Genomic DNA, 12,916 nt, shown 5'->3' on the forward strand with positions numbered 1-12,916 from the left:
GAGGTTATTATAGTGCCTATTTGCTAAAAGGCAGCGCTTGTGCGCAGGCCCATGCTGAACTCCACGCCCATTGGAAATTATAGCCTCCCAGCCAGCCAGTTACATCGACCACTTCACCGATGAAATACAGCCCTGGCACTGAATTGGCCTCCATGGTTTTGGAAGACAGCGCGCGGGTGTCAACGCCGCCGATAGTGACTTCGGCGGTACGGTAGCCCTCCGTACCATTTGGCTGTACGCGCCACTGTTGCAGGCTTTGTTCAATTTGTAGCTGCTGTGCGCTGTTGAGCTGTTTCAACGTCACATCCGGCAGTTGTCCTAGTGTTTGCAGGCATTCAACCAGTCGTTTAGGCAGCCACTGTGCCAACGTATTTTTCAGGCTTTGGTTTGGGTGGGCACTGCGTTCATCATTGATGAGCTGGGCGAGATTGTGTCCGGGTAGCAAGTTAATGGTGACGAATTCACCCGCTTGCCAGTAGCTGGAAATTTGCAAAATAGCGGGGCCAGAGAGCCCACGATGTGTGAACAGGATGTTTTCACGGAACGTCACGCCATTTTCTGCGGTGATGACGGTAGGTACAGAAACGCCGGAGAGCGTTTGCAACTGTTCGAGCAGTGGTTTGTGCAGCGTAAAGGGTACCAGCGCGGCGCGGGTTGGGAGTACGTTAAGATCAAACTGCGCGGCAAGCTGGTAACCGAACGGCGTTGCGCCCAGACCGGGCATCGACAAGCCGCCGCAGGCAACGACCAGCGATGCGCTTTGGAATGATGTACCGTTGCTGAGGTGGATGCTGAACAGATCGTCTGATTTCACCACTGAGGTCACTTCACTGCGCAGACGGAGGGTGACGTTCGCCCGCTCACACTCTGTTACCAGCATGTCCACGATTTGCTGGGCGGAATCATCGCAGAATAGCTGGCCAAGTGTTTTTTCGTGGTAAGCGATGCGGTGGCTGTTGACCAAACTAATGAAATCCCATTGGGTATAACGCGCCAGTGCCGATTTACAGAAGTGAGGATTGTGGGACAGATACGCGGCTGGTTCCGCATACATATTGGTAAAGTTGCAGCGTCCGCCGCCGGACATCAATATTTTACGCCCCGCCTTCTTGCCGTTATCGAGCAGTAGAACACGCAGCCCACGCTGTCCCGCCTGTGCGGCACAAAACATACCTGCTGCACCAGCACCGATGATGACAACGTCAAACTGTTCCACAATGCATTTCTCCGATGAGTGATTGATGACCGCAGGCAAATGGGCCATTGGGGCGGCAAATTGTAGTGTTGGTTTTTGTTCGATACCAGCGTAACAATTTGCATGTTTTAGTAAAAATATATAATTAATTGATTTATATTGATTAAGTGGTTTTCTTGTCGATACCCGTCACATTTTAAGTCAAAAAAATGTCATATTTTCCTTTTCCCCACCCCTGCTTGTCGCCGATAATGCGCCGCGTTCATGACCACTAAATGGCCTAACGTTTATGCTACATTTATTTGCCGGACTGGATTACTACACCGGCCTGATGTTGATATTGGCTTTGTTGTTTGTATTGATGTACGAAGCCATTAACGGTTTTCACGATACTGCGAATGCCGTTGCCACCGTTATTTATACCCGAGCCATGCGCGCCGAGTTTGCCGTTGTTATGGCGGGTGTCTTTAATTTCTTCGGTGTACTGCTGGGCGGCCTGAGCGTGGCCTATGCAATTGTTCACCTCCTCCCCACGGATTTATTGCTGAATGTGAGTTCGGCGCATGGTCTGGCGATGGTCTTTTCCATGCTGCTGGCCGCTATTATCTGGAATCTTGGTACTTGGTATTTTGGTATTCCTGCCTCCAGCTCTCACACGTTGATTGGCTCCATCATCGGTATTGGTTTGACCAACGCACTGCTGACGGATACCTCCATCGTGGATGCGTTGAACGTGCCGAAAATGATCAGCATTTTCCTGTCACTGCTGTTATCGCCCATTGTGGGGATGGTAGTTGCAGGCCTGATGCTGCTGGTACTGCGTCGGTTCTGGAACAACAGTAAAAAACGCAAACGCGTGCATCTGACGCCCGTCGATCGCGAAAAGCAGGACGGCAAGCGTAAGCCGCCGTTCTGGACGCGTACCGCGCTGATTTTATCGGCGATTGGCGTGAGCTTCTCTCACGGTGCAAACGACGGTCAGAAAGGTATCGGCCTGATTATGCTGGTGCTGATTGGCGTCGCGCCTGCCGGGTTTATTGTCAACATGAACGCGTCTGGCTATGACATCAGCCGTACCCGTGATGCCGTTGTCAACTTGCAGGAATACTACAAGCAGCACGGCGACGCGTTGACGCACGTCATCGACCTGTCCCCGCCAGTGATTCCTACGCCAGAAAGCACGATTCCCGGCAACGGTCAGAAAGAGTTCCACTGTGATAGTTCACGCGTAATGGTTGCGATTGAGCGCACACAGGGCTTGCTGAATAACCTGAAAAGCTATGACCAACTGAACCCTGACGATCGCAGCAGAGTGCGTCGCCTGCTGATGTGTATCTCGGATACGATGGATCGGGTGATCAAGCTGCCAGAAACGTCGGGCGAAGATAAACGCTACCTGAGCAACCTGCGTAAAGATATGCTTCAGACGGTTGAATATGCGCCTCTTTGGATCATCGTTGCCGTCGCACTGGCGCTGTCTCTGGGCACCATGGTGGGCTGGAAACGCGTTGCTGTCACCATCGGCGAGAAGATTGGCAAGAAAGGTATGACCTACGCACAGGGTGTTTCGGCACAGGTGACGGCGGCCTTGTCGATTGGCGTTGCCAGCTACACCGGTATGCCGGTTTCCACCACGCACGTATTATCCTCGGCGGTTGCCGGGACGATGATTGCTGACGGTGGGGGAGTACAGGGCAAAACGATAAGAAGCATTCTGCTGGCCTGGGTATTGACGCTGCCTGTCTCAATGCTGATGTCTGGCGCGCTGTACTGGTTGGCTCTGAAGCTGATTTGATTTTGGTAACTGGTTAATCATAAAAAAGGCGATTCTGTGGGGAATCGCCTTTTTACTTTTTATCGACGTTCATGCTGTTAATACCAATAATTGTATAAGTACAATGTGTTAATACCACATCATCATGGCAATCAGGCTGATGACGATGAGGCCACACAAGGCGGTCGTGAGCAGAAATTGCCCTCGTACCCGCTCACAGCGGCGAATAAATTCAGGGTCGTGATGATCAAGATAGCGTTGTGCGTAGAGGTATCCTACCAGCCGGATTTGTTTGCTTGGCTGCCCGTGCGATGTGAAAAAACCTCCTCCGTCGACGTATTGGTAAAGCAGTGGATCACAGTCACGCAAAATCAGCAGTAACACGCGTAGTGAAGAGTAATACCTCGCCATATTGATGATACAGACGATACATAAAGCCCAGAAAAGCGCAAATGTACTAATCATGCTTCCCTCCCGGTCGTTCTATTCGTCAGAGGCGGTGATCATACCTTCCCGTTGCCCACCTGTGACCGATGACAAGCGTTACGATTATCCGCGACGTATTTCAACGACGAATAGTTATGCCACGTGCTAACGCACGATTTTATTGTCATTTGGTTAGCCAACAGCGTCATGGCTAGCCCCATTCTTGTTTTCCATCCCAGAGCGCAGTGGATAGTCTTACTGCCCCCTACTTGTAGTGTAGAAGAAGAATGTTCGTTTGTGCCAGAGAGGCAGACGCAATCGGCATGAAGGATGATTTTCGACGAGACAATGCGTTTTCTGGAAGGAGAAGCTACGCGATTTAACTGTGAAAAGGAGCGGTTTCTACTACACTTATCAATAGAATTAACAGATTTGAAAACGGGTTGTGATCGACTGAACAGTCCGATAGCGCGGGCGAGTGCTATCCTATAATCCGCCGTTAAGTATCAGATTGGCAGGAGAAATAGCTGCTAACCCTTAATTAGTCTTTACGGAAGGAGTCTCATTATGGCTTACAAACACATCCTTATTGCGGTTGACCTTTCTCCAGAAAGCAAAGTGTTAGTGGAAAAAGCGGTGTCAATGGCAAGGCCGTACAATGCGAAAGTCTCGTTAATCCATGTCGATGTGAATTACTCCGATCTTTACACGGGGCTGATCGACGTCAATCTGGGTGACATGCAACAGCGTATCTCTGAAGAAACCCAGAATGCGTTGACTGAGCTGTCCCAAAATGCCGGCTACCCCATCAGCGAAACGCTGAGCGGCAGCGGTGATTTAGGGCAAGTGCTGGTGGATGCAATCAAGAAATACGACGCTGACCTTGTGCTGTGCGGACACCATCAGGACTTTTGGAGCAAACTGATGTCTTCTGCACGTCAGCTGATTAATACCGTCCATGTCGATATGCTCATCGTGCCGTTGCGTGATGAAGAAGACGAATAAAAATTAGCTTTTTTTGCATTTTTTTTCAGTAGCGAAAGGCACGGCTTCTTAGCTGTGCCTTTTGTTATATAACAAAAACTTATGTCTAATTTCTTTCTCAAAATCGCCCAAAAACCCTTCCTATCTCATTGGATTGTAACGTTTATCTGAAAAGAAAACGCTTGCTTAAATATCCATCGCCAGTGTTATAGTCCAGAGGACACAACCTCATTTTCACCGATCCCACAAGCTTCTGCGTGTCTAAAAATTAAAGAAGCAGAAGGGAGCTTATTCGTTCAATCAGGAGCTGTTCATGGCACAAATCGTATCTCTGGCAAGTTTTCTTGATTCTGTTCAACAACGCGATCCGCATCAGCCTGAATTTCTACAGGCCGTTAATGAAGTCCTTTCCACGCTGTGGCCTTTTCTGGAGCAGAACCCTCACTATGCGGATTACAGCCTGCTGGAACGATTAGTGGAACCGGAACGTGTGATTCAGTTTCGCGTGGCGTGGACAGATGACAAAGGTCAGGTACAGGTAAACCGCGCCTGGCGTGTCCAGTTCAGCTCTGCGATCGGGCCGTACAAAGGTGGTATGCGTTTCCACCCGTCCGTTAACCTGTCGATTCTGAAATTCCTTGGATTCGAGCAGACGTTCAAGAATGCGTTGACGACGCTGCCAATGGGCGGTGGTAAAGGGGGTTCAGACTTTAATCCGAAAGGGAAAAGCCAGGGCGAAGTCATGCGTTTCTGTCAGGCACTGATGACGGAACTGTATCGTCATCTGGGCGCGGATACGGACGTTCCGGCGGGTGACATCGGCGTGGGGGGGCGTGAAGTTGGCTTCATGACCGGCATGATGAAGAAACTGACTAACAACACCGCATGTGTCTTCACCGGCAAAGGGTTGTCGTTCGGCGGTAGTCTGATTCGTCCTGAAGCGACGGGTTACGGTCTGATTTACTTCACGGAAGCGATGTTGAAACGCCATGGCCTGGGCTTTGAAGGGATGCGAGTTGCGGTGTCCGGTTCCGGTAATGTGGCGCAGTACGCGATTGAAAAAGCGATGGAGCTGGGTGCGCGTGTGGTCACGGCATCGGATTCCAACGGCACGGTAGTGGATGAGAACGGGTTTACCCCAGAGAAACTGGCGCTGCTGGAAGAGATCAAAAATAAACGCTATGGCCGCGTGGAAGATTACGCGCGTGAAGCGAAGCTGACCTATCTGGCAGGTAAAACGCCGTGGGAAGTACCGGTAGACATCGCGCTGCCGTGTGCGACGCAGAATGAGCTGGATCTGCCAGCGGCGCAGACGCTGATTGCTAACGGTGTGAAAGCCGTGGCAGAAGGTGCCAACATGCCAACCACCATCCCTGCGACCGACGCGTTCCTGGATGCGGGCGTGCTGTTTGCGCCGGGCAAAGCAGCCAACGCAGGCGGCGTGGCGACATCCGGGCTGGAAATGGCGCAGAACGCGGCACGTTTGGGCTGGAAAGCCGAGAAGGTGGATGCGCGTCTGCATCACATCATGTTGGATATTCACAATGCCTGCGTCCAGTACGGCGGTGAAGATAGCCAGACGAACTATGTACGCGGAGCCAACGTAGCGGGCTTTGTCAAAGTGGCCGATGCAATGCTGGCGCAGGGCGTTGTTTAACGGATGATGGTTTAACGCATAATGTAGTCAAAGCGCCTGTATTTGCAGGTGCTTTGACTTTTTACTTATTTATCTAAGTTTTAGCGACATTTCTTGCTGGACACCGCTTCCCGCCTTTCTTTATCTTAATCAGCATTGTGTATCGGTAGTTTTCTGGTACAACCCGTTCTCTTCAAGGCTTACACCATTGTGAAAATCAAACATCTTCCTTTCGATCAGAATCGTAATGGCTGGTCGGCAGATCTCGCCGATAAACCTATCTATCCGCAGCAGCGGGGGAAAACAACGGCGGACTGGCTGGTGATCGGTGCGGGCTATGCGGGGATTGCTTTTGCACAGCGTTTGGCTGAACAGCGCCCAGATAAGCATATTATCCTGCTGGATGCGGGAGAAATTGGCGACAATGCCTCCGGGCGTAACTCCGGTTTCGTCATCGATTTGCCGCACAACATCGGCAGCTCGACGGCTGAGCTGGAAAAAGCGGCGGCTTATCGTCGTCTGTTGCAGTCCGGCGTGGCGCATCTGAAAGAGAAGGTGGATCGCCATGCTATCGCGTGTGACTGGAGCGTGGCGGGGAAATATCACTGTGCCGTCAGTCCGACGTTCGACGGTCTGATCGATACTTATGTCCGTGAATTGAACGATCTTGGCGAATCTTATCAGGTGGTGGAAAAAGACGAACTTGCGCGCCGCTTAGGCACGTCTTTCTATCATCGCGCTGTGTATACGCCCAATTGTATTTTGTTAAACCCGGCGGCGCTGGTGGTCGGGCTGGTGGCGAATCTGCCGAAGAACGTGACGGTTTACGCCCATTCACCCGCGCTGAATATCGAGACGGGGCCGCGCATTCGTGTGGAAACGCCCTATGGCGAGATTCAGGCAGAGAAGCTGATGATGGCGATTAACGGCGCAGCGCGCGGCCTGCCGTTGTTCAAGGGGCGGGTGTTTGCCGTGGCGACCTTTGCGACACTGACAGAGCCGCTGAATGCGGAACAGATAGCACGAATGGGTGACATGCCAGATTGGGGGCTGACGCCGGTCAATGCACTGGCCAGTGCGACGCTGCGCTATACGCGCGACCATCGCTTCCTGATTCGGGAGCATGTGAGATTTACGCCGGAACTCGTCAACAGCGCGGTAGAAACCGGACGCCACGCGCGTCGCCATGCTGCTATTTTTGCCCGCATGTTCCCGCAGTTGAGTGATGTGAAGATGGCACATACCTGGTCAGGGCTGATTAGCGTCACGCGCAACGGTGCGCCAATTTGGGGACAGTTAAGCGACAATGTTTACGCGTCCGCAGGCTGTAACGGTGCGGGGCTATCGAAGCAAACTGCTGCCGGGCATATTCTGGCGGATCTGGCGTTAGGTGAAGACAATCCGTTGATTGGTGATATGCAGTCGCTCGGACAGGCAAACTACCTGCCGCCACGCCCTTTCCTGGATGTCGGCGTGAACGGCTACCTGACGAGCGAACGCTGGAAAGCCCGAAGTGAGAGATAGCAGTTTTGCTGATCGTTGGAAAACCTCTTCGTAGAGTGAAAACGGTGATAATGGAATAGAAGAGTAAAGCGTCCGCGCCAGGGACAAAGGCGTTAGGAACGCCTTTGAACGTCGCTTGCGACGGCCCTGAAAGGGTGAATCTCAGGGATGAGATTCATATCCGCGCGGCTCGAGCTTACAGGGATGTACTTGCAGCGTCTTTACGATCTATCCATTATCACCGCTGCACTTTGTCTACTACCCAGATTCCCGCAAGGTGTCGGTTAGTTAATCGCCGCGATAATCGTGAGTTGATCGTTCAGCCGCTGTTTGGTCAATGTGTTGGTGGTGCTGTCGCGCTGTTGCGTCAGTTCCGCCACGCGCTTTTCCCTTTGCGCAGCATCCGGTAGCAGCAACGACTTCACGTTGATGGATTGCACATTGCTGTAGCGGCCATCGTCTGAGGCTGGTACGCTGATTTTTCCGCTGTTGAGCAGCGATTCGACGATGCTGCGCTCGCGCTCATAGCCTTGCAATCCCGCCAGTTTCCAGCGCTGTGGCACCGTACCCTCGTATTGGCCTTTTTTCACCTCAGTTAAATAGCGAATGGTCAGGTTACGAATCGTACCCGCTTCTTCGCCATATTCCACTTTGGTGTCCGACAGTACCGGGAACTGCATACCTTCCAGCACACCGCCTTTCTGCGTCAGGTGACCCATACGGTAGCTGTTCATGCCCAGACGGATCGGCATGTCATCGGTAACTGGCGTACCGTTATTCATTTTCAGATCGGTAATACGCTGTCCGGTGGGCTTCGTCAGGTCGATGGTGTACGTCACGCCGTCGAAGAAGTCATTGGTGGAATACTTGGACGCGCGGCGCTGCGGATTGAAGCTGTAAGTCACATCGCCATCTTGCAGTTGGTTGAAGTAACCCGCTGACCATTCCATGTATTTCTTCAGTTCTTTTCCGGTAAGTTGGTAAACCGTGATCTCGCCGCCAGCGTATTGATAGTTAAAGGCGATGTCTTTTGCGGCAATGGTGCCGACGTTCAGCTTAGGGCGATCGTTATCAATTTGCAGCGCGATAATTTGCGCTTTGGGGGCGTAATGACGGCTGGCTTCCTGGAACAGGGCGCTGATACCGGTGTCCTGCACGTGTACCTGAGGAATGCCTTTCACGACATCTTGCGGCACCAGATCGTGTCCCAGGAGTTGCGCAATTGGGCGGTTGGCGTTGGCGCGTAGGGTGTTGTGATAAGGTTCGTAGATATCTTCCATCTTGCGGTCAGAATCCACGTCCTTAATCGAATAGGTATAGCTGTCTTTGTTGATCAGCACGTATTTACCGTTCTGCTGTTCAAACTGTAAATCGATGCGCGACAGTGCGCGGCCATATCTGTCCGGTTCGGTGACGATCACGCCATTAATCACCTCTTTATCCACTTTTACGTGCATATGACCCGCGACAATGGCAGCTAATTCAGGGTTCCCACGGGCAATATCACCGACGCCAGTACCCGGTCGCTGATTCTCGTTATCGATGCCCATATGGGCGACCAGCACGATGGCATCCACTTTGCCATGGATTTGCTGGATAACGGTTTTTACCGCCCCGACGGGATCGGTGAAATTCAGTCCCTTCACGCGGTCAGTGCCTTTGGCGAACTCCGCGGTCATCGGTGTATCCATACCGATGATGCCAATCTTCACGCCCTGCCGTTCGACTATTTTATAGGCCGGTAGGTAAGGTTTACCGCTTTCCCAAAAAATGTTGCCCGCCAGCGCGGTGCCTTTGAACTGGTCAAGCGAGGTGGAAAGCACGTTCAGACCGAAATCGAACTCGTGGTTACCCATCACCCAGACGTCATAATTCATGGCGTTAAAACCAAGCATCATCGGGCTGGTTTTGTCATTTTTGAAGGTTTCGACAAAGTTGCCCTGAATGGTGTCACCCGCATCAACCAGAATCACATTCGGCTGCTGCGCACGGACTTTATGCACCTGTGTGGCGATCTGACTCAGGCTGCCAGCCATGTTGGCGGTGTCGGTGGCGTAATCCCAGGGAACAAAGGTGCCATGCAGGTCTGATGTCCCCAGAATCGTAATATTGACGGGTTCTTGAGCGGCCATAGCAGAAGTACTCAAACAAAGCAGAAGTGACAAAAGCGTTTTTTTCATTATGTCATCTTAGTGTCATAAAAGGTGATAGCGCGAAATTATGCGATTTGCTTCCCATTTGTGCTACAGACTTTGCAAAAGCAGCGTAGGAAATGCGAAGCAGGCTAAGTTTTTAGCCGCCGACACACGTAGCATCGGCGGCGCGAAGGGATCAGGCGGGAAGATAGAAGTCGAAGCGGTGGCTTTTGGTTTCCAGCATGGACTGTGCTGGTACGCCAGCTAGCGGCGGCGCATAGTCTGGTCGCTTCACCACGACGCGTTTCTTTGCCAGTGCGCGTGCGGGTTCCAGCAGCGCATCGGCGTCGTCATCCGCACCCACCAGCGACTGAAATACCCGCATCTCTTTCTTCACCAGCGCGCTCTTTTGTTTGTGTGGGAACATCGGATCGAGGTAAACCACATCCGGTGGCGGCGTGATATCGCGCAGCGCGGTCATACTCGACGCGTGCAGCAGCGTCAGCCGCTCTCGTAGCCATGGGCCAATCTCTGCGTCCTGATAACCACGTTGCAATCCGTCGTCCAGCAGGGCTGCAACCACCGGATTGCGCTCCACCATGCGTACGTGGCAGCCTAATGCCGCCAGCACAAAGGCATCGCGCCCTAGCCCGGCTGTCGCATCCACGACATCCGGCAGGTAATCTTTTTTGATACCGACGGCTTTAGCGACAGCCTCGCCGCGTCCGCCGCCAAAGCGACGGCGATGTGCCATCGTCCCGGCAACGAAATCGACGAAGATAGCGCCGAGCTTCGGTTCATCCTGCTTGCGCAGTTCCAGACGTTCCGCTGTCAGCACCAGCGCCATGGCCGCATCGGGATCGGAAACCAGCCCCCAGCGTGCTGCCAGAGAAGATAAGGCGCCACTATCGGCACCTTCTTCTGCGATTAAGCAGATGCTCATCCTTTGATGCCGTAATGCGCAAGCATGGCATCCAACTGCGGTTCACGGCCACGGAAGCGTTTGAACAGCTCCATCGGCTCTTCGGAACCGCCGCGCGTCAGGATGCTATCCAGGAATGACTGACCGGTTTCGCGGTTGAAGATACCTTCTTGCTCGAAGCGGGAGTAAGCATCCGCCGCCAGCACGTCGGCCCACAGATAGCTGTAGTAGCCTGCGGCATAACCGCCTGCAAAGATGTGGCTGAAGGCGTGTGGGAAGCGGCCCCAGCTTGGGCTGGGCACCACGGCCACCTGCGCTTTGATTTCAGCCAGCGTCGGCAGAACCTGTGCGCCTTTTGCAGGATCAAACTCTGCATGTAGGCGGAAATCGAACAGACCGAACTCCAACTGACGCAGAATGAACAGCGCGGCCTGATAGTTTTTCGCCGCCAGCATTTTATCCAGCAGTTCCTGCGGCAGCGGTTCACCGGTTTCGTGGTGGCCGGAGATAAAGGCCAACGCTTCCGGCTCCCAGCACCAGTTTTCCATGAACTGGCTCGGTAATTCGACTGCATCCCACGGTACGCCGTTGATGCCCGCGACACCGGCGGTATCGATCTGGGTCAACATGTGGTGCAGGCCGTGACCGAATTCGTGGAACAGCGTGGTGACTTCGTCGTGGGTGAACAGCGCGGGTTTGCCGTTGACCGGGCGGTTGAAGTTACAGACCAGATAGGCGACCGGTTTTTGCAACTCGCCATTGCCTTTGCGTAGTTTACCCGCGCAGTCGTCCATCCAGGCACCACCGCGTTTGTGTTCACGAGCGTATAAATCGAGGTAAAAACTGCCGCGCAGTTCACCGCTTTCATCGAACAGATCGAAAAAGCGAACATCTGGGTGCCACACATCGACATCTTTACGCTCTTTCGCTGTAATGCCGTAAATGCGTTTAACCACTTCAAACAGACCGTTCACCGCGCGATTTTCCGGGAAATACGGTCGCAGTTGCTCATCGCTGATGGAATACCGATGCTGCTTCTGCTGTTCGCTATAGTAGGTGATATCCCAGGCCTGTAATTCGTCCACGCCATAGTGTTCTTTGGCGAAGGCGCGCAGCTGCGCGAGTTCTTCTTCAGCCTGTGGACGGGCGCGTTTCGCCAGATCGGTCAGGAAGTCGAGTACCTGCTGCGGGTTTTCTGCCATTTTGGTTGCCAGCGACTTGTGTGCGTAGCTGTCGAAGCCCAGCAACTGTGCCAGCTCGTGACGCAGCGCCAGCGCTTCCGCCATAATGTCGCTGTTGTCCCATTTGCCCGCGTTTGGCCCCTGATCGGAAGCTCGCGTGCCGAAGGCGCGGTACATCTCTTCACGTAGTGCCTGATTGGTGCAGTAGGTCATCACCGGCAGATAGCTCGGGATATCCAGCGTCAGCAGCCAGCCCTCTTGCTCCTTGGCTTCTGCCTGCGCTTTGGCTGCTGCCAGCGCACTTTCCGGCATGCCATCCATCTCGGTGACGTCGGTAATCAGTTTGCTCCAGCCCATCGTGGCATCCAGCACGTTGTTGCTGTACTGCGAGCCGAGTTCAGACAGACGAGCGGAAATTTCGCCGTAGCGTTTCTGTTTTTCCGGCGACAGGCCAATACCGGACAGTTCAAAATCGCGCAGCGCGTTATCAACGGATTTCTTCTGCGCCACGCTCAGCGTGGCGTAGTGTTCACCGTCACGCAGGCTGCGGTAGGCCTGATACAACCCGGCGTGTTGACCAACCCAGGTGCTGTGCTCAGATAACAGCGGTAGACATTGTTCATAAGCACCGCGCAGCTCTGGGCTGTTTTTCACCGCATTCAGATGGCTAATGGGGGAAAAGATGCGGCTAAGACGATCGTCGCTGTCTGCCAGCGTCTGACACAGATTATCCCACGTAAATGGCCCCGCTTGAGCGACCACCCGCTCTACCGTCTTACGGCATTCATCCAGCGCATCTTTCACTGCTGGGACAATATCTTCCGTTTTAATGCTGGAGAACGGGGGCAGGGTAAATGAGGTCAGTAATGGATTCGTCATGGTGCCGTCCTGATAAGTGTGGGTGATCTCGTTGCCGGTAAGTGGAGTCTGTTGAAGAGAGACCGGCAAAGCGCATATTTATTGCGTATTAATCACTAAGATGAGGTCAAGTGCCGCGAAAATCAATGGTGGAGCCGGTGCTCCTCGTGACCAAAGGTGCATTTTTCCATCATAAATAAGCGCCCAAACATTATCTGAACACGGTTCTTAACGCTGTGCTAAATACGTGTCCCTGAAATTTTTTGCTATTTTTCTGCCCGATTTCGTTTTTCGCGTGACCT

At 53.0% G+C, this 12,916-nt stretch carries 9 protein-coding genes; 4 read left to right on the top strand and 5 right to left on the bottom strand.

Annotation, left to right across the window (positions count from 1 at the left end; genetic code table 11):
• Positions 1-16: 16 nt before the first annotated feature.
• A complete protein-coding gene (locus EDI29_RS12640) occupies positions 17-1,216 on the bottom strand; it encodes a BaiN/RdsA family NAD(P)/FAD-dependent oxidoreductase (RefSeq protein WP_137741154.1) in 1,200 nt (399 codons plus the stop codon).
• A 268-nt stretch (positions 1,217-1,484) separates the two neighbouring features.
• Here EDI29_RS12640 and pitA point away from each other — a divergent pair, with 268 nt between their 5' ends.
• Positions 1,485-2,990, top strand: a complete 1,506-nt coding sequence (gene pitA, locus EDI29_RS12645; protein WP_137741155.1) for an inorganic phosphate transporter PitA — start codon at positions 1,485-1,487, stop codon at positions 2,988-2,990.
• A 108-nt stretch (positions 2,991-3,098) separates the two neighbouring features.
• Here pitA and uspB read toward each other — a convergent pair whose 3' ends face one another.
• Positions 3,099-3,434, bottom strand: a complete 336-nt coding sequence (gene uspB, locus EDI29_RS12650) for a universal stress protein UspB (protein WP_137741156.1) — start codon at positions 3,432-3,434, stop codon at positions 3,099-3,101.
• Between the two features lie 528 nt (positions 3,435-3,962).
• On the opposite strand from uspB, the gene uspA reads away from it, so the two are divergent.
• The 3 genes from uspA (at position 3,963) to EDI29_RS12665 (ending at position 7,539) form a co-directional block, all read left to right on the top strand.
• Complete coding sequence (gene uspA, locus EDI29_RS12655; RefSeq protein ID WP_005968210.1) at positions 3,963-4,400, top strand: universal stress protein UspA; 438 nt, start codon at positions 3,963-3,965, stop codon at positions 4,398-4,400.
• A gap of 292 nt (positions 4,401-4,692) precedes the next feature.
• Positions 4,693-6,036, top strand: a complete 1,344-nt coding sequence (gene gdhA / locus EDI29_RS12660; protein WP_039474396.1) for an NADP-specific glutamate dehydrogenase — start codon at positions 4,693-4,695, stop codon at positions 6,034-6,036.
• A gap of 189 nt (positions 6,037-6,225) precedes the next feature.
• Entirely contained in the window at positions 6,226-7,539 is a 1,314-nt protein-coding gene (locus tag EDI29_RS12665) for an NAD(P)/FAD-dependent oxidoreductase (protein ID WP_137741157.1), read from the top strand.
• 263 nt (positions 7,540-7,802) lie between these two features.
• On the opposite strand, the gene EDI29_RS12670 is transcribed toward EDI29_RS12665, so the two are convergent.
• The 3 genes from EDI29_RS12670 to prlC all read right to left on the bottom strand — a co-directional run bounded on the left by EDI29_RS12670 (position 7,803) and on the right by prlC (position 12,635).
• Positions 7,803-9,698 carry a bifunctional metallophosphatase/5'-nucleotidase gene (locus tag EDI29_RS12670; protein ID WP_137741158.1) on the bottom strand — a complete coding sequence of 632 codons (1,896 nt, stop codon included), beginning with the start codon at positions 9,696-9,698 and terminating at the stop codon, positions 7,803-7,805.
• 151 nt (positions 9,699-9,849) lie between these two features.
• A complete protein-coding gene (gene rsmJ, locus EDI29_RS12675; RefSeq protein WP_137741159.1) occupies positions 9,850-10,596 on the bottom strand; it encodes a 16S rRNA (guanine(1516)-N(2))-methyltransferase RsmJ in 747 nt (248 codons plus the stop codon).
• The gene (gene prlC, locus EDI29_RS12680) at positions 10,593-12,635 is read right to left on the bottom strand and encodes an oligopeptidase A (RefSeq protein ID WP_137741160.1); all 2,043 of its coding nucleotides are present in this window, start codon (positions 12,633-12,635) and stop codon (positions 10,593-10,595) included. The genes rsmJ and prlC overlap by 4 nt, the downstream gene beginning before the upstream one ends.
• Positions 12,636-12,916: the final 281 nt, after the last annotated feature.

Origin of the sequence: Pectobacterium polonicum (assembly GCF_005497185.1) — a bacterium.
Lineage (GTDB): Bacteria > Pseudomonadota > Gammaproteobacteria > Enterobacterales > Enterobacteriaceae > Pectobacterium > Pectobacterium polonicum.

Excerpts from the sequence above, each read along its gene's own strand:
- gdhA (WP_039474396.1), top strand. The coding sequence starts at position 4,693 with ATGGCACAAATCGTATCTCTGGCAAGTTTTCTTGATTCTGTTCAACAA.
- uspA (WP_005968210.1), top strand. The coding sequence starts at position 3,963 with ATGGCTTACAAACACATCCTTATTGCGGTTGACCTTTCTCCAGAAAGC.
- uspB (WP_137741156.1), bottom strand. The coding sequence starts at position 3,434 with ATGATTAGTACATTTGCGCTTTTCTGGGCTTTATGTATCGTCTGTATC.
- rsmJ (WP_137741159.1), bottom strand. The coding sequence starts at position 10,596 with ATGAGCATCTGCTTAATCGCAGAAGAAGGTGCCGATAGTGGCGCCTTA.
- EDI29_RS12670 (WP_137741158.1), bottom strand. The coding sequence starts at position 9,698 with ATGAAAAAAACGCTTTTGTCACTTCTGCTTTGTTTGAGTACTTCTGCT.
- pitA (WP_137741155.1), top strand. The coding sequence starts at position 1,485 with ATGCTACATTTATTTGCCGGACTGGATTACTACACCGGCCTGATGTTG.
- prlC (WP_137741160.1), bottom strand. The coding sequence starts at position 12,635 with ATGACGAATCCATTACTGACCTCATTTACCCTGCCCCCGTTCTCCAGC.